This is a genomic window from Ferrovibrio sp., from assembly GCF_965278975.1.
Taxonomy (GTDB): Bacteria; Pseudomonadota; Alphaproteobacteria; order Ferrovibrionales; family Ferrovibrionaceae; genus Ferrovibrio.
This window is the reverse complement of sequence record NZ_OZ257126.1, coordinates 3956212-3970703: the sequence shown is the minus strand read 5'-3', so window position 1 is coordinate 3970703 and position 14492 is coordinate 3956212. Positions and strand designations below refer to the sequence as shown.

Below are 14492 nucleotides of genomic sequence, written 5' to 3'. Positions count from 1 at the left end.
CCTGCAACATTCGGTATTCAGCCGAGCGAGACCTTGTTGCCGCGATGCCGCTGCAGGCGGCCGGCCAGTTCGCGCTCCAGCAACACCATCTGCACAATCGCCGGACTGTAACCGCTCAGGCGGATCAGCTCGTCGATATCCACTGGGCTAGGCGAGAGCAATTCCTCAATGCGGGCATGGGCGGCAGTGAGTTCGGCATCCGAAAGCGGCGCCGTCGGTGCCGGCTGGAAACGCGGCGAGGGCGCGAACATATCTGTCTGCAACAGCGGCTGAATCACCGCCAGAACATCATCGATGCGCTCGATCAGCGCCGCGCCATTGCGGATCAGATCGTTGCTGCCGTGGCAGCGCGGATCCAGCGGCGAGCCCGGCACTGCCATCACCTCGCGGCCCTGCTGCCCCGCGAAACGCGCGGTGATCAGCGAGCCAGATTTCATTGCTGCTTCCACCACCAGCACACCGAGGCTGGCGCCGGATATCAGCCGGTTGCGGCGCGGGAAATGCTGCGGCTTCACGCCGGTGCCGAACGGCATCTCGGCATAGATCGCGCCGGCATTGCTCAGGCGTTGATGCAGGTCGGCATTTTCGGGTGGAAAGACTACGTCGATGCCGGCGCCGATGAAGGCATAGGTGGCGCCATTCACCGCCAGCGCCCCCTCATGCGCGGCGCGGTCGATGCCGCGCGCCAGGCCGGAAATCACCACCAGATCCTGGCGCGCGATTTCGGCGGCGAGGTCGCGGGTGAAACGCTGCCCGATGGCCGAGGCATTGCGCGCGCCGACGATGGCGACGCCGGGTTTCGGCGCCAGGCTGGTCTGGCCGTGCAACGTAAAAATGGGCGGTGCGTCGTCGATGGCACAGAGCCGGGCCGGGTAGGCGGGTTCACCCCAGGCGACCAGCCGGGCGCCATGGCGGCGCACAGCCTCGGCTTCTGCTTCAGCCTGCGCCTGGCTCGCCACGCTGAGGTTGCGCTTGCCGCCGCGCCGCGCCAGATCGGGCAATGCCTTCAGCGCAGCAGCGGCGCTGCCGAAGCGGTCGAGAAGCTGGTGGAAGGTGATGGGGCCGACATTCTCGCTGCGGGTCAGGCGCAGCCAGTCAAGCCTTTCGGCATCCGACAGCTCACGCGCCGCCTGAACCATCCGCGGCTTTCTTCTTGCCGATTTTCGGTTCCTCGCCCTTGAGCAGGCGGCGGATATTCTCGTGATGCCGGATGAATACCAGCACCGCCATCACGGCGCAGAGCAGGGCGACTGACGGCGACACCAGATACCAGCCGAATAGCGGGCTCAGCGCGGCGGCGAGCAGGGCCGAGAGCGAGGACATGCGGCTGACGGCAGCGACCAGCAGCCAGGTGCCGCAGCACAGCAGGCCGAGCGGCCAGTAGAGGCCGAGCGTGACGCCAAGGAAGGTGGCGACGCCCTTGCCGCCGTTGAATTTCAGCCAGACCGGAAACAGATGCCCGATGAAGGCGGCAAAAGCGGCGGCAACCATGATGTCCGGGCCGCCGAAATACTGGCCCAGGATTGCCGCCAGCGTACCCTTGCCGCCATCGAGGATCAGGGTGGCCAGCGCCAGGTCCTTGCGGCCGGTGCGCAGCACATTGGTGGCGCCGATATTGCCCGAGCCGATGGCGCGGATATCGCCGAGGCCCGCGAGCTTGGTCAGCACCAGGCCGAATGGGATCGAGCCGAGCAGGTAGCCAGCAGCGAGGGCGCCGATCAGATAGGAAGCGGGCAGTTCGAAACTCATTGGCCGTCCCGCTTACGCTGGAACACGGTTTCGCCGCCAACCACGGTGCGCAGCACATGGCCCTGCACACGGCGGCCGTCATAAGGCGAGTTCTTGGCTTTCGAGCGCAGCTTCTTGGCGTCGATCTTCCACGGCGCGTCGAGATCGAACAGCAGCAGGTCGGCCGGTGCACCGGGTGCCAGACGGCCGCTTTCCAATTTGAGCAGCTTGGCCGGCTTGTAGGTGAGGCAGGCGAGCAGCGGCAGCAGCGGCATGTCACCGGAATGATAAAGACCGAGCGTCAGCGGCAGCAGCGTCTCCAGGCCGATGGCGCCGAAAGCGGCCTGGGCGAAGGGCAGGCGCTTGCTTTCCGGGTCCTGCGGCGCATGGGCCGAGGAGATCACATCGACCGTGCCATCCTGCAGGGCTTCCACCACGGCGCGGCGGTCATCCTCATGGCGCAGCGGCGGCTTCACCTTGGCGAAGGTGCGGTAGTCGCCGATATCGAATTCATTCAGCGCGAAGTTATGCACGGCGGCGCCGGCAGTGAGGCGCAGGCCGCGTGCCTTGGCCTGACGCGCCGCTTCCAGCGCATCGCGGGTCGAGAGATGTGCCGCATGGAGCCGGCTCCGGGTGATTTCCAGCAGCCTGATATCGCGTTCCAGCATGATCACCTCAGCAGCAGAGGTGATGCCGGGCAGGCCGAGGCGGGCGGAAACCTCGCCCTCGTTCATGGCGCCATCGGTGCTGAGCTTCGGCTCTTCGCAGGGCTGGATCAGCAGCAGGTCGAACACCGTGGCGTAGGACAGCGCGCGGCGCATCACGCGGGCGTCGGAGATGGCATGTTCGCCGTCGGTGAAGGCGACGGCACCGGCTTCGGCGAGCAGGCCGAACTCGGTCATTTCCTTGCCATGGGTGCCTTTGGTGGCAGCGGCGGCGGGCAGCACCCGCACCACGGCATTGTCGGCGGCGCGGCGGGAAATGAATTCCACCAATGCCACTTCGTCGATCACCGGATCGGTATTCGGCATCGCCACAATAGTAGTGATGCCGCCAGCGGCTGCGGCGCGAGCGCCCGTTGCCAGGGTTTCCTGATGCTCGGCGCCAGGCTCACGCAGCCAGACATGCATGTCGATCAGGCCGGGGCCGAGGCAGTGTCCCTGGCAGTCTATGGTCTCGGTCTCGCTGCCCAGGCTGGTGACGGCAAGGCGCGGTCCGAGATCGAGGATGCTGTCGCCCTCGGTGAGCAGCGAACCCTTGACATCCAGCCCAGTGGCGGGGTCGAGCAGGCGCGCGTTGGTATACAGCGTCCGGCGGCGCGGCATGATGGCTTATTCCCCGTGCCAGTTGGGCAGGTGGCGTGACAGCATTTCCAGGCAGGCCATGCGCACCGCCACGCCCATTTCCACCTGTTCGTGAATGACGCTGCGGTGGATGTCGTCGGCCACCTCGGTATCGATCTCGATGCCGCGGTTCATCGGCCCCGGATGCATGATCAGCGCGTCCGGCTTGGCGAAGCTCAGCTTCTCGGCATCCAGGCCGTAGAGATGGAAATACTCGCGCGTGGACGGCACGAATGACCCCTGCATGCGTTCCATCTGCAGCCGCAGCATCATCACGATATCTACGTCCGCCAGGCCCTTGCGCATGTCGTGGAACACCTCGACGCCGAAGCGGTCGGCATGGGCCGGCAGCAGGGTAGGTGGCGCGATCAGCCGCACATGGGCGCCCATGGTGTTGAGCAGGTGGATATTCGAGCGCGCCACGCGGCTGTGCAGGATGTCACCGCAGATGGCGACGCGCAGGCCCTGCAACCGGCCCTTGCGGCGGCGGATGGTCAGGGCATCCAGCAGCGCCTGGGTCGGGTGTTCATGGGTGCCGTCGCCGCCATTGATCACCGAGCAGCCGACCTTCTGCGCCAGCAGGGCCACGGCGCCCGAATCCGGGTGGCGCACCACCAGCAGGTCCGGGTGCATGGCGTTCAGCGTGATCGCGGTGTCGATCAGCGTCTCGCCCTTCTTGATCGAGGAGGTGGCGACCGACATGTTGATCACGTCGGCGCCCAGCCGCTTGCCCGCCAGCTCGAAAGAAGTGCGGGTACGGGTCGAATTCTCGAAGAACAGGTTGATCACGGTGCGGCCGCGCAGGCTGCCCTGCTTCTTGTCGATGGCCCGATTCTGCAGCACATAGCGATCCGACTGGTCCAGGATACTTTCGATATCCTGGGCGGAAAGCCCTTCAATTCCAAGGAGATGGCGGTGGGGGAAAATCGCCCCCGGGGTGGCTCCTGCGGAGCCGGATGGCGGGGCGGAGGAAGGGCTTGCGGACATTGGGCGGGGATCATACACATCCGCTTGTGCGGCGGCAACGAACCCGTAAGATTTGTCCCGCTAAAGTGGATTACATGGCGCAGCAACCAACGCATCAGTATTTCGACCCCCGCAAACCGACCGACCAGGTCGGCGAAGCCCTGCGCCTGCTGCAGGTGCTGGAAATGCGTGGCCGCCAGGCCGCCGAGGCCTCGCAGGAGAGCTTCGAGCGGGCGCAGCTGCTGTCGTTTGCTGAATACACCGACAGTTTCCGCCAGGTGCAGGAATTCCTTTCTTTCTGCGAGGTGCTGGAAGGCAGGCTGGAGGGCATCGACAAGGCGACACAGCAGATGGTGCTGACGGAAGTGAACGGCGTGAAGATGCGCTGCTACGCCGCCATGCTGCGCGCCATGGGCGCCTATCTCACCTGGATGGACCGGCGCGGCATGGTGAATTTCTTCGCCCAGGCGGTGCTGCTCAACCAGATCGATTCCCTGGAATTCTTCCGCACCAACGTGCTGCCCGAGGTGGCGGCGAGCCAGGTGCCGGATTACCTGCCCGGGTTGCAGGCCGAGGTTGAGGCGAAGCTGAAGAAACTGCTCGACCGCTGTGTCGAGATCCCGGATTTCCGCTTCGAAAATTAACCCTCAAGCGGTTTCTAAGCCGCTGGCGATGCACTATTTTGTGCCCATGACGCGCAAAAGCTACTATATCACCACGCCGATCTACTATGTGAACGACAAGCCCCATATCGGGCATGCCTACACGACCCTGGCCTGCGACCTGATCGCCCGCTTCAAGCGGCTGGACGGGTTCGATGTGCTGTTCCTGACCGGCACCGACGAGCATGGTCAGAAGGTGGAGAAGGCGGCCCAGGCTGCCGGCATGGACCCGAAGGCGTTCTGCGACCAGGTCAGCACCAATTTCCGCGAGCTGGCGGCGCGGCTGAACATCTCCAACGACGACTTTATCCGCACCACCGAGGAGCGCCACCTCAAGTCGGTGCAGGCGCTGTGGAACAAGCTGGTGGAAGCCGGCGATATCTACCTCGGGTATTACGAGGGCTGGTACGCGGTGCGTGACGAAGCCTTCTACCAGGAGGATGAACTCCAGGACGGCCCGAACGGCAAGACCGTGATCGCATCGGGCGCGCCGGTGGAGTGGGTCAAGGAGCCGTCGTATTTCTTCCGCCTCTCGGCCTGGGAGGAACGGCTGCTCAAGTTCTATGACGAGCACCCGGATTTCATCCTGCCGAACAGCCGCCGCAACGAAGTGATCAGCTTCGTGAAGGGTGGCCTGAAGGATCTCTCGGTATCGCGCACCACCTTCAAATGGGGCATCCCGGTGCCCAACGATCCGGCGCATATCATGTATGTGTGGCTGGATGCGCTGACCAACTATATCACCGCCGCCGGCTATCCCGATACCGGCTCCGAGAAATACAGGCGGTACTGGCCTGCCGATATCCACATGGTTGGCAAGGACATTCTGCGCTTCCATGCGGTCTACTGGCCCGCCTTCCTGCTCGCCGCCGGGCTGGAGACGCATAAGCGCGTCTTTGCCCATGGCTGGTGGACCAATGAAGGCCAGAAGATTTCCAAGTCGCTCGGCAACGTGATCGATCCGCTGGCGCTGATCGATACCTTCGGCCTCGATCAGACGCGCTATTTCCTGATGCGCGAAGTGCCGTTTGGCAACGATGGCGATTTCCGCCGCGAGTCGATGATCAACCGCATCAACAACGAACTCGCCAACGGCATGGGCAACCTGGCGCAGCGTACGCTGAGCTTCGTTGCCAAGAATGCCAATGCCACGGTGCCGGAGCCGGGGCCGCTGACCGAGTTGGACGAAGCTCTGCTGGCGCAGGCCGGCAGCCTGCTGGTGCAGTTGCGCGCAGCCTTTGATCGCCAGGAACTGCATGTCGCCTTGCAGAGCTGGTACGATCTGGTGGATGCCGCCAACAAGTATATCGACGTGGCCGCGCCCTGGACCCTGCGCAAGACCGATCCGGCGCGGATGAACACGGTGCTGTGGGTGCTGCTGGAAACCATCCGCCATCTCGCCATCCTGGCGCAGCCGGTAACACCGGATGCGGCGGCCAGGCTGCTGGACCAGCTAGGCGTCTCGGAAGCGGCGCGCAGCTTCGCGCATCTTGGCGAACTCGGCCGCCTGCGCGCCGGCACGCCGCTGCCCAGTCCGCAGGGCGTGTTCCCGCGCTTCGTCGAGGCGAAGGACTAAGGCATGCTGATTGATAGTCACTGCCATCTCGACTTCCCGGATTTCAGCGCGGAGCTGGATGCCGTGGTGGCGCGCGCCCGTGCCGCCCGGGTCGGCCTGATGCTGACCATCTCGACGCGGCTGGACAAGTTCCCCCAGGTGCTGGCGGTGGCCGAGCGGTTTCCCGATGTCTATTGCACCGTCGGCATCCATCCGCATGAGGCCGACGACCATGTGGACGTGGCGGCGGCGAAGCTGATCGAACTGGCGCGGCATCCGAAGGTGGTCGGCATCGGCGAGACCGGCCTGGATTATTTCTACGAGCATGGCAGCCGCGCGGCGCAGAAAACCTGTTTCCTGGCGCATATCCAGGCGGCGCGCGAAACCGGCCTGCCGGTGATCATCCATACCCGCGATGCCGATGACGACACGGTGGAGATTCTCGACCAGGAAATGGCCAAGGGCGCCTTCAAGGGGCTGCTGCATTGCTTCTCATCCGGCCATGCGCTGGCCGAGCGCGCCGTGCAGCATGGCATGATGGTTTCCTTCTCCGGCATCCTGACGTTCAAGAACGCGAAAGCCGTGCAGGCCAGTGCGGCGGCGTTGCCGCTGGAAAGCCTGCTGGTGGAAACCGATGCGCCCTACCTGGCGCCGATCCCGATGCGCGGCAAGCGCAACGAGCCGGCCTTTGTCGCCCATACCGCCGCCTATCTGGCGCAGCTTCGCGGCGTCGGCATCGCCGACCTGCAGCGCCTGACCACGGCGAATTTCCTGCGCCTGTTCGACAAGGTGCCGCCGCAGGCGGTTGGCGCCGCGCTCGCTGCCTGACGATCAGCAGACCATGAAAAGCATCATTCTCGGCTGTGGCGCATCGACCGGCACACCGCGCGTGGACGGTTCATGGGGTGCCTGCGATCCCAACGAACCGCGCAACCGCCGCAGCCGTTGCTCCATCGTTGTGGAGCAGGGCGATACCCGCGTGTTGGTGGATACCAGCCCGGACCTGCGCCAGCAGTTCTTGAGCAACGGCCTCACCTCGGTTTCGGCGGTGGTGTGGACCCATGACCATGCTGACCAGACCCATGGCATCGATGATGTGCGCATCCTGGCCTATGCGGCGCAGAAGCGCGTGCCGGCCTGGGGCGACCAGTTCACGCTCGATCGCCTGACCAAGAAATTCGGTTATTGCTTCCAAACTATGGGCGGCTATCCGGCGATCCTGGAGCAAAAGCTGATCGATGGCCCGTTTCAGGTCGGCGCACTGAATATCACGCCGATCCACCAGGATCATGGCGAGATTCATTCGCTCGGCTTCCGCTTCAACGATGCGCTGGCCTATTCCAACGATGTAGTGAACCTGGACGACGCGGCATTCGAGAAGCTGCGCGGCATCAAGGTATGGATCGTCGATGCGCTGCGGCACAAGCCGCATCCGACCCATGCCCATATCGCCCGCACGCTGGAATGGATCGAGCGCGTGAAGCCGCAGCGCGCCATTCTCACCAACATGAATTTCGAGGTCGATTACGCCTCGCTGAAGGCCGAACTGCCGCCCAATGTCGAGCCGGCCTATGACGGCATGGTGATCGAATGTTGAAAACCATCTGGGCGGTATCGGAGCGCGGCGCCGTTGGCATGCAGAGCCAGGCGCTGGGCCTGGGCGAAGCCCTGTTCGCCGGCGGTGGCTTCGAGGCGCCGAAGGTATTCGAGGTCGCGTTCCGCTGGCCCTATACCTGGGCGCCGATGACCCCGGCCTTTGCCAGTATCAGGTCGCTTACCCCCGATACCGCCACACCATTCGAGGAAGCCGCCAAGGCCGGGCAATGGCCCGACCTGCTGATCACCTGCGGCCGCAAGTCGGCGCTGCTGGCATTGGCGGTGAAGAAGCTGAGCGGCGGCCGCACCGTGTGCATCCATGTGCAGGACCCGAAAGCCGATCCGCGCTACTGGGACCTGCTGATCGTGCCCGAGCATGACCGCGCCCGGGCGCCGAATGTGCTTGTATCGAAGGGCGCGCTGCACCGCGTCACCCGCACCAAGCTCAGCACATCGGCGGAAGCATTGGCGCCGCAGCTTGAGCATATCCCGTCGCCGCGCCTGGCCGTGCTGGTCGGCGGCAACAACCGCTATTACACGCTGGATGCGGAATGGATGGGTGGTTTCGTGGCGCAACTGCGCCAAGCCACACAGCAAGGGCTGGCCACGCAACAGGGGCAGGGCGCCAACTGGGGCATCCTCGCCACCATCTCGCGCCGCACCGGCGAGGCCGAGACCAACATCCTGCGCGGCGGCCTGGCCAGCATGCCTGGCACCTATCTGTGGGATGGCAGCGGGCCGAACCCCTATTTCGGCTTCCTCGGCCTGGCCGATGCCATTCTTGTTACCTGCGATTCCGTGTCGATGATTTCGGAAGCCTGTGCTACCGGCAAGCCGGTCTACGTTGTCCGGCTGCCTGGGAATTCCAAGCGTTTCGACGCGTTTTTCGAGAATCTGCGCCGCCGCGGCCTGATCCAGTGGTTCGATGGCCATCTGGCGCAGTGGGAAAATACCCGGCTCGACGATATGGACCATATTGCGGACGAAGTGCGGGAACGTCTAGGTTGGCGCTGATGCGCTCCTGGTTCCTGCCTCTGCTGCTCCTGCTTTTGGCCCTGGTATTCGGGCCCGGGCCGGCATTGGCCCAGGCGCCGATTGCCTCTCAGACCCGGGTGAATGACCCGCCCTTGCTGCAATACCGCTATGTGCCGAGCTTCGTGCCGGAACTGCCGCGCAAGCGTGAGATGAACGGTCTCTACCGCAATGACCTGACGGCGCTGCGTGACCAGATCCTGGCCGAGAATCAGCGCGGTCATGAGATGCCCTGTTCCTCGCAGATCCTTGAGGAAGCGCGCTGGCTGATGAATTACACCGGCGACAAGGCGGGCCTGGAGCGTCGGCTGGCCGATCTGCGCGAAAGCCTGAAGCAGGGCGACCAGCGTTTCGCCTTCGCGCAGCAGGCGGGAGAGGGCGGCTGGGGCGCCTGTTTCAAGGCGTGGTATCTGCGGCTGCATGCCAGCGTCGATCCGCTGAAAGAGCTGATCCATGCCGGCAAGACGCCGCAATATCCTTTCCGGCTGCTTGAGCCGGTGAACACGCCGGAGAAGCTGCGCGCCAAGATGCAGGAATTGCTGGTGTCCGACCTTGGCGCCGGCAGTAATGACAACCGCAAGGAATTGAATCTGGCGGTGACTGCCTTGGCGCAATTGCTGTTCCTGCCGGGCATGGAAACCGTGCTGCCGGCCGATCTGCGGCGTGCCGAACTGGCCGCCACCTTGCGCGATTTCATCGACAATCACTGGCAGGACCCGGAAACCGGCTTCTGGGGTGCCTGGTACAAGGTGAATGGCGAGATCAAGCGCACCAATGATCTCTCGATCACCTTCCATGTCATCAGCTACCGCGACGACCGGCCGCCGCGTATGCGGCTATTGGCCGATACGCTGTTTGCCATCCGCACCCAGCGTTATCCCTATGGCTGGCGCGACCAGGGCACCCAGAACAACCACCATGCCTATGACGTGGTGCGGCTGCTGCGCCGGGCCTGGCCGGACATGACCGAGGAACAGCGCCGGCGCTCGGAAGCCGAACTGGCGATCATGCTGTCGCGCTCGCTCGGCGTCTCGATCGACGACAATGGCCGTTTCTCCGACGACCCGTATAACAGCGTCGCTGAAGCCTATTATTTCGGGGTGTCGTTCCTCGATGAGATCGGCTTCTTCCGCAAGAGCCGGCGTTTCTGGACGCCGTTGGCGGTGACCGATGCGGAATCGCTGCGGGTGGCCCTGATGGCCAACCTTAACAAGCTCGATCCCAGCAACCCGATGGCGGCGGCGGCCAAGCGCAAGCTGGACGCCAAGGATTAGCCAGTTAACCTTTGGCTCAGCGCCGCTGCTGGCGCAGCACCTCGACGCGGTCCATGCGGTTGCGCAGTTCGGCGACATCGGCCGCCGTGATCTCGCTGTCGACCGCCAGGGAGGTCAGGCCGCTGATCAGGGTCATGGTGCGCCGGGCCAGTTCGTTCATGTGCTTCTCATGCTCGGCAAAGCGGGCCTGCTGCTCGCGGGTAAGTTCCTGGCTGGCGTAATGGGCGCCGGCATAGCCGCCGCCGAGGCCGAAGATCAGGGCAAGCAAGGCTGGAGCAAACAGGCGGAGCATGGCGGCTGGTCTCATGGGCTTGGTTCACGGGCTGTCGGGCTGCGAGTCTTGTAGCGCAAGCCCGGGCGGCATGGTATCGGGGGCTTAAGGGGTGCCGGAGAGTGTGATCGGCTATTCGGGGCTTGTGGGGCCATATATGGCGGGATTTCCTCGAAAACCAGTATATTGTATTTTCCATAATATACATTATCCGATATTTGTGTCTGGATTGCCAGAGGCACTGGCTGCCGTCTTGCCCACCGATTTCCCGCAGATTTTGACCTGGCGCAAAGTGCTGGCGGCAATACCTGCATAAACTGGCTGCATGAGCATTTTATCCCGCCTGTTCAAAACGGCGCCCGCCCAGCACAATGTTGCCCCCCAGCACAGTGCTGACAGCACGCACCGCCACCCGCATACAGCCGCCACGCCGGAGGCTGCTGCCACTACCGCCAAGCTGCCGTTCTGGCGCATGGCGCGCTGGCTCGGTACACCTGTCGGTGAACCGGACGATCACCACAAGGACGCCCAGCGCGACGCCATGCTGCAAGTCTGCAAAGGCTGCGCCCAGCATGAGCCCTGCCAGCGCTGGCTGGAGCAGAAGCACCCGGTCGGTTTCCCGATCTTCTGCCCCAATGCGCCAGACCTGCTCGATCGCCGCGATGAGGCCGCCCGTCAGCGCGCCAGCCGGGAGCGGCCTCGTTCCGGGAGCTGAAACCTGCCAGGATGGCGGCTGTTGATTCCCCCGGACCGAGGACGCCGCCATGACCGCCACGACGCCCGCGCTGAGCCGCCTGCTCGAAATCATGGCCCGGCTGCGCAACCCCGATGGCGGCTGCCCCTGGGACCTGGAACAGACCTTCGCCACCATCGCGCCCTACACCATCGAGGAAGCCTACGAGGTCGAGGATGCCATCGCCCGGGGCGACATGGCTGGGCTTAAGGACGAACTGGGCGACCTGTTGCTGCAGGTGGTGTTCCACAGCCGCATGGCCGAGGAAGCCGGCCATTTCGCCTTCGAGGATGTGGCCGCCGGCATTGCCGACAAGATGATCCGTCGCCATCCGCATGTCTTCGGCAGCGTCGAGGCCGACCGGCCGGACCAGGTGACCGCCAACAGGGAGACGATCAAGGCCGCCGAGCGTGCCGCCAAGGCGGCCAAGTCCACCGAGGGCGATGACGGCATCTCGGCGGTGCTGGCCGGAGTCACCAGCGGCCTGCCCGGCCTGACCCGGGCCGTGAAGCTGCAGAACCGCGCCGCCCGGGTCGGGTTCGACTGGCCCGACAAGGCGCCGGTGATCGGCAAGATCAAGGAGGAACTCGCCGAACTGGAAGCCGAGATTGCCAGCGGCGATGTTGACAAATCACATGAGGAATTCGGCGATTTTCTTTTTGTTATTGCTAACTTGGCGCGTCACCTTAAACTTGATCCAGAAGAATGTTTGCGCGCAGCCAATCGGAAATTTGAACGTCGTTTCAGTAATATGGAGCGTATTCTTGAGCAATCAGGCAAGAAACTGGTGGATTGCGACCTGAACACCATGGATGGAGCCTGGAATCAGGCCAAGGCATTCGACAGAAAGTAAAGCGATTCGAACGGGTTAACGTTCAACCGGCCTTATATTCGCCGCGATATCGCCTCTCAATAACCTCTTGTTTTCCCTGGAATGGCCATGGCTGGCGGCCAGCTTAGAGACCTCGGCGCAACCCGCGCCCACAATGATAGGAGGTCCCTATGCATACGTATTCTTTCCGCAAGAAGGCGACTATCGCCCTCACCGCCCTGGCTATTGCTGCCGCCGCGCCGCTGGCGCTGCCCAGCACCGCCCATGCCGCCGACCTGCCGAACTGGCACCAGGTGGAGGGCAACTGGAATCAGTTTGCCGGCAAGGTGAAGCAGCGCTGGGGCAAGCTGACCGATGACGACATCACGGTCATCAACGGCAAGCGCCAGGAGCTGGTTGGCAAGGTGCAGGAACGCTACGGCATCGCCAAGGCCGAGGCCGAGCGCCAGGTGAAGGACTGGGAAGCCACCGAGCTGACGAAGCCCAGGTCGTAACCCGGGCTGCATAGCTACCCCAGCCAATTCCACACAGAAATCAGGAGTATAGTCATGTCCAACACCACCGCGCGCGTCGACGCGAAGATTTCCGCCATCCTGCCGTCCTGGGACCGCATTGAGGGTAACTGGAAGCAGTTCACCGGCAAGGCCAAGGAACGCTGGGGCAAGCTCACCGATGACGAGCTGACTGCCATCAATGGCCGCCGCGACCAGCTCTCGGGCAAGATCCAGGAGCATTACGGCATCGTGAAGGATCAGGCCGAGCGCCAGATCTCCGAGTGGATGGATGCCGTGCACAAGGCCGAGAAATCGGCCAACTCGGCACGCCACTAAGGGCCGGGCCAATGGCACGCGCAACCACACGCAGCCCTGAAGCCGAGTTGAAGGCGCTGCATAAGGATGTGGCTGAGCTGGGCAACCAGCTCAGCGCCCTTCTCACCAAGGTGAAGCAGAATGGCGGCACTCTGGCCGAAGCCGAGCTTGGCCTGATGCAGGAGCATCTCCAGGGCCTCCTCGCCGAAGCCAAGGACAAGGGGCAGGAGGCCATCACCATGGTGGAAGACACCGTGCGCGAGCGCCCCGGCACCAGCCTGCTGGCGGCCTTCGCCGCTGGCGCTGTCCTCACCGGCCTGTTGCTGCGGCGATGAGCCTGCCGCTGCTCTCCCTGGCCTTTGAAGGCATGCGGGCAGCCGCATCGGCACGGCAACGGCGGCGGCTCGCCGTCGTTGCCGTGGCCGGCGCGGTCGGTGCCTGCGCCCTGCTCTCCGGCCTGCTGCTGCTTGGCTGGTCGCTGTTTCTGGGCCTCGGCACGATGATGCCGCTGCCGCTGGCTGCCGCCACGGCCGCGTTCAGCCTGCTGGCCCTGGCCGCCCTTGCCGGCTATCTCGCCTATCGCCTGCGCCCGACGCCGGCCAACGACATCGCCGACCTGCTGGCACAGGCCAAGCCGCTGCTGGCCCAGGCCGGGCCGCTGGTGAGCCAGAATCCCGGCACCGCCCTGCTCGCCGCTGCTGCCGCCGGCAGCCTGGTGGCGTTGTTCGCCCGCCGCTGATCAGGTGGCATCCCAGGCAGGCGTTGCCTTGAAGGCATCGGCGAGGAAATCGACCATGACGCGGACCTTGGCGCTGAGATAGCGGCGGCTGGGATAGAGCGCCAGGATGTCGATATCGGGCAGGCTGTATTCCGGCAGCACCCGCACCAGACGCCCGGCTTTCAGGTCCGCGCCGATCAGAAAGGTCGGCTGCCAGATGATGCCCTGCCCGGCCAAAGCCGCCGCCCGCGCCGTATCGCCGTTATTGGCGCGCAGCCTGCCACGCACCACCGCCTTGTGAGGCTTCCCCGCCGCATCGCTGAACAGCCATTCATCGGCCATCGAGGAATTGGCATTGATCACGCAGGTATGCTCGGCCAGGTCCGATGGATGCCGTGGCGTGCCATGCTGTGCCAGATAATCCGGCGCCGCGCAGGCGATGTTGTGCGATACCGCCAGGCGGCGGGCGACCAGATTGGCCGAGCCGCTGCGCGAGATGCGGATGGCAAGGTCGAAGCCCTCTTCAACGATATCGACCACGCGATCGATCAGCGATACATCCAGTTCGACCTCCGGGTATTGCGCCAGGAAGCGCGGCCAGAGCGGCGCCAGATGCAGCACGCCGAAGCTCACCGGCGCGTTGATGCGCAGGCGGCCGCGCGGCTTCAGGCTGGAAGCCGTGGCCAGTGCCTCGGCCTCGCTCACATCCTCCAGGATCGCCCGGCTGCGCTCATACAGCGCCTCGCCGCTTTCGGTCAGCGAGAGATGCCTTGATGAGCGGTTCAGCAGCCGTGTGCCGAGATGGCCTTCCAGTTCGGTCAGGTAGCGGGTGACATTGGCCGGCGAGGTGTTCAGCGCGGCGGCGCCCTGCACTAGGCTTCCCTTATTCACCACACTGACAAAGACTTCAAAGGCACGCAGGCGGTCCATGATCCAGCCTTTCTCATAATTCATATAAACTGAATTATATAAG

Annotated in this window: 18 protein-coding genes; 12 read left to right on the top strand and 6 right to left on the bottom strand. The window is 64.2% G+C overall.

Annotated elements, in window-relative coordinates:
• Positions 1-17: 17 nt before the first annotated feature.
• From dprA to ACQY7X_RS18905, 4 genes are read right to left on the bottom strand one after another with little or no spacing between them, the layout of a single operon-like run.
• On the bottom strand, positions 18-1139 hold the full coding sequence (gene dprA, locus ACQY7X_RS18920) for a DNA-processing protein DprA (RefSeq protein WP_428246969.1): 1122 nt from the start codon (positions 1137-1139) through the stop codon (positions 18-20).
• Positions 1120-1749 carry a glycerol-3-phosphate 1-O-acyltransferase PlsY gene (gene plsY, locus ACQY7X_RS18915; RefSeq protein WP_428246968.1) on the bottom strand — a complete coding sequence of 210 codons (630 nt, stop codon included), beginning with the start codon at positions 1747-1749 and terminating at the stop codon, positions 1120-1122. Before plsY ends, dprA begins: the two co-directional genes overlap by 20 nt.
• A complete protein-coding gene (gene pyrC, locus ACQY7X_RS18910) occupies positions 1746-3053 on the bottom strand; it encodes a dihydroorotase (protein WP_428246967.1) in 1308 nt (435 codons plus the stop codon). Before pyrC ends, plsY begins: the two co-directional genes overlap by 4 nt.
• 6 nt (positions 3054-3059) lie before the next feature.
• Positions 3060-4058 carry an aspartate carbamoyltransferase catalytic subunit gene (locus tag ACQY7X_RS18905; RefSeq protein WP_428246966.1) on the bottom strand — a complete coding sequence of 333 codons (999 nt, stop codon included), beginning with the start codon at positions 4056-4058 and terminating at the stop codon, positions 3060-3062.
• Between the two features lie 74 nt (positions 4059-4132).
• On the opposite strand from ACQY7X_RS18905, the gene ACQY7X_RS18900 reads away from it, so the two are divergent.
• Genes ACQY7X_RS18900 through ACQY7X_RS18875 form a run of 6 tightly spaced genes read left to right on the top strand, consistent with a single transcriptional unit; the run spans position 4133 to position 10156 of the window.
• Positions 4133-4681, top strand: a complete 549-nt coding sequence (locus ACQY7X_RS18900) for a hypothetical protein (RefSeq protein ID WP_428246965.1) — start codon at positions 4133-4135, stop codon at positions 4679-4681.
• A gap of 46 nt (positions 4682-4727) precedes the next feature.
• The gene (gene metG / locus ACQY7X_RS18895) at positions 4728-6275 is read left to right on the top strand and encodes a methionine--tRNA ligase (RefSeq protein ID WP_428246964.1); all 1548 of its coding nucleotides are present in this window, start codon (positions 4728-4730) and stop codon (positions 6273-6275) included.
• Positions 6276-6278: 3 nt separating this feature from the next.
• The gene (locus ACQY7X_RS18890) at positions 6279-7082 is read left to right on the top strand and encodes a TatD family hydrolase (RefSeq protein ID WP_428246963.1); all 804 of its coding nucleotides are present in this window, start codon (positions 6279-6281) and stop codon (positions 7080-7082) included.
• A gap of 13 nt (positions 7083-7095) precedes the next feature.
• Positions 7096-7851 (top strand): MBL fold metallo-hydrolase, encoded by a 756-nt coding sequence (locus ACQY7X_RS18885; protein ID WP_428246962.1) that lies wholly within the window; start codon positions 7096-7098, stop codon positions 7849-7851.
• A complete protein-coding gene (locus tag ACQY7X_RS18880) occupies positions 7845-8864 on the top strand; it encodes a mitochondrial fission ELM1 family protein (protein ID WP_428246961.1) in 1020 nt (339 codons plus the stop codon). The genes ACQY7X_RS18885 and ACQY7X_RS18880 overlap by 7 nt, the downstream gene beginning before the upstream one ends.
• On the top strand, positions 8864-10156 hold the full coding sequence (locus ACQY7X_RS18875; RefSeq protein ID WP_428246960.1) for a hypothetical protein: 1293 nt from the start codon (positions 8864-8866) through the stop codon (positions 10154-10156). The genes ACQY7X_RS18880 and ACQY7X_RS18875 overlap by 1 nt, the downstream gene beginning before the upstream one ends.
• 16 nt (positions 10157-10172) lie before the next feature.
• Here the strand turns inward: ACQY7X_RS18875 and ACQY7X_RS18870 are convergent, their stop codons facing one another.
• Positions 10173-10448: a hypothetical protein gene (locus ACQY7X_RS18870; protein WP_428246959.1), complete on the bottom strand. Its 276-nt coding sequence runs from the start codon at positions 10446-10448 to the stop codon at positions 10173-10175.
• Between the two features lie 304 nt (positions 10449-10752).
• Here ACQY7X_RS18870 and ACQY7X_RS18865 point away from each other — a divergent pair, with 304 nt between their 5' ends.
• The 6 genes from ACQY7X_RS18865 to ACQY7X_RS18840 all read left to right on the top strand — a co-directional run bounded on the left by ACQY7X_RS18865 (position 10753) and on the right by ACQY7X_RS18840 (position 13540).
• Complete coding sequence (locus ACQY7X_RS18865; protein ID WP_428246958.1) at positions 10753-11142, top strand: DUF6455 family protein; 390 nt, start codon at positions 10753-10755, stop codon at positions 11140-11142.
• Between the two features lie 49 nt (positions 11143-11191).
• A complete protein-coding gene (gene mazG / locus ACQY7X_RS18860) occupies positions 11192-12013 on the top strand; it encodes a nucleoside triphosphate pyrophosphohydrolase (protein WP_428246957.1) in 822 nt (273 codons plus the stop codon).
• 149 nt (positions 12014-12162) lie between these two features.
• Positions 12163-12486 (top strand): CsbD family protein, encoded by a 324-nt coding sequence (locus ACQY7X_RS18855; RefSeq protein WP_428246956.1) that lies wholly within the window; start codon positions 12163-12165, stop codon positions 12484-12486.
• Positions 12487-12540: 54 nt separating this feature from the next.
• Complete coding sequence (locus ACQY7X_RS18850; RefSeq protein ID WP_428246955.1) at positions 12541-12822, top strand: CsbD family protein; 282 nt, start codon at positions 12541-12543, stop codon at positions 12820-12822.
• A gap of 11 nt (positions 12823-12833) precedes the next feature.
• Positions 12834-13136 carry a hypothetical protein gene (locus tag ACQY7X_RS18845; RefSeq protein ID WP_428246954.1) on the top strand — a complete coding sequence of 101 codons (303 nt, stop codon included), beginning with the start codon at positions 12834-12836 and terminating at the stop codon, positions 13134-13136.
• Positions 13133-13540, top strand: coding sequence for a hypothetical protein (locus tag ACQY7X_RS18840; protein ID WP_428246953.1), 408 nt, complete (start codon positions 13133-13135; stop codon positions 13538-13540). Before ACQY7X_RS18845 ends, ACQY7X_RS18840 begins: the two co-directional genes overlap by 4 nt.
• Here ACQY7X_RS18840 and ACQY7X_RS18835 read toward each other — a convergent pair whose 3' ends face one another.
• Positions 13541-14473: a LysR substrate-binding domain-containing protein gene (locus tag ACQY7X_RS18835; protein ID WP_428246952.1), complete on the bottom strand. Its 933-nt coding sequence runs from the start codon at positions 14471-14473 to the stop codon at positions 13541-13543.
• Positions 14474-14492: the final 19 nt, after the last annotated feature.

Coding starts and splice junctions, on each gene's coding strand:
- ACQY7X_RS18885 (WP_428246962.1), top strand. CDS start 7,096: ATGAAAAGCATCATTCTCGGCTGTGGCGCATCGACCGGCACACCGCGC.
- metG (WP_428246964.1), top strand. CDS start 4,728: ATGACGCGCAAAAGCTACTATATCACCACGCCGATCTACTATGTGAAC.
- ACQY7X_RS18845 (WP_428246954.1), top strand. CDS start 12,834: ATGGCACGCGCAACCACACGCAGCCCTGAAGCCGAGTTGAAGGCGCTG.
- ACQY7X_RS18900 (WP_428246965.1), top strand. CDS start 4,133: ATGGCGCAGCAACCAACGCATCAGTATTTCGACCCCCGCAAACCGACC.
- dprA (WP_428246969.1), bottom strand. CDS start 1,139: ATGGTTCAGGCGGCGCGTGAGCTGTCGGATGCCGAAAGGCTTGACTGG.
- plsY (WP_428246968.1), bottom strand. CDS start 1,749: ATGAGTTTCGAACTGCCCGCTTCCTATCTGATCGGCGCCCTCGCTGCT.
- ACQY7X_RS18840 (WP_428246953.1), top strand. CDS start 13,133: ATGAGCCTGCCGCTGCTCTCCCTGGCCTTTGAAGGCATGCGGGCAGCC.
- ACQY7X_RS18880 (WP_428246961.1), top strand. CDS start 7,845: ATGTTGAAAACCATCTGGGCGGTATCGGAGCGCGGCGCCGTTGGCATG.
- ACQY7X_RS18855 (WP_428246956.1), top strand. CDS start 12,163: ATGCATACGTATTCTTTCCGCAAGAAGGCGACTATCGCCCTCACCGCC.
- pyrC (WP_428246967.1), bottom strand. CDS start 3,053: ATGCCGCGCCGCCGGACGCTGTATACCAACGCGCGCCTGCTCGACCCC.
- ACQY7X_RS18865 (WP_428246958.1), top strand. CDS start 10,753: ATGAGCATTTTATCCCGCCTGTTCAAAACGGCGCCCGCCCAGCACAAT.
- mazG (WP_428246957.1), top strand. CDS start 11,192: ATGACCGCCACGACGCCCGCGCTGAGCCGCCTGCTCGAAATCATGGCC.
- ACQY7X_RS18890 (WP_428246963.1), top strand. CDS start 6,279: ATGCTGATTGATAGTCACTGCCATCTCGACTTCCCGGATTTCAGCGCG.
- ACQY7X_RS18835 (WP_428246952.1), bottom strand. CDS start 14,473: ATGAATTATGAGAAAGGCTGGATCATGGACCGCCTGCGTGCCTTTGAA.
- ACQY7X_RS18905 (WP_428246966.1), bottom strand. CDS start 4,058: ATGTCCGCAAGCCCTTCCTCCGCCCCGCCATCCGGCTCCGCAGGAGCC.
- ACQY7X_RS18870 (WP_428246959.1), bottom strand. CDS start 10,448: ATGCTCCGCCTGTTTGCTCCAGCCTTGCTTGCCCTGATCTTCGGCCTC.
- ACQY7X_RS18850 (WP_428246955.1), top strand. CDS start 12,541: ATGTCCAACACCACCGCGCGCGTCGACGCGAAGATTTCCGCCATCCTG.
- ACQY7X_RS18875 (WP_428246960.1), top strand. CDS start 8,864: ATGCGCTCCTGGTTCCTGCCTCTGCTGCTCCTGCTTTTGGCCCTGGTA.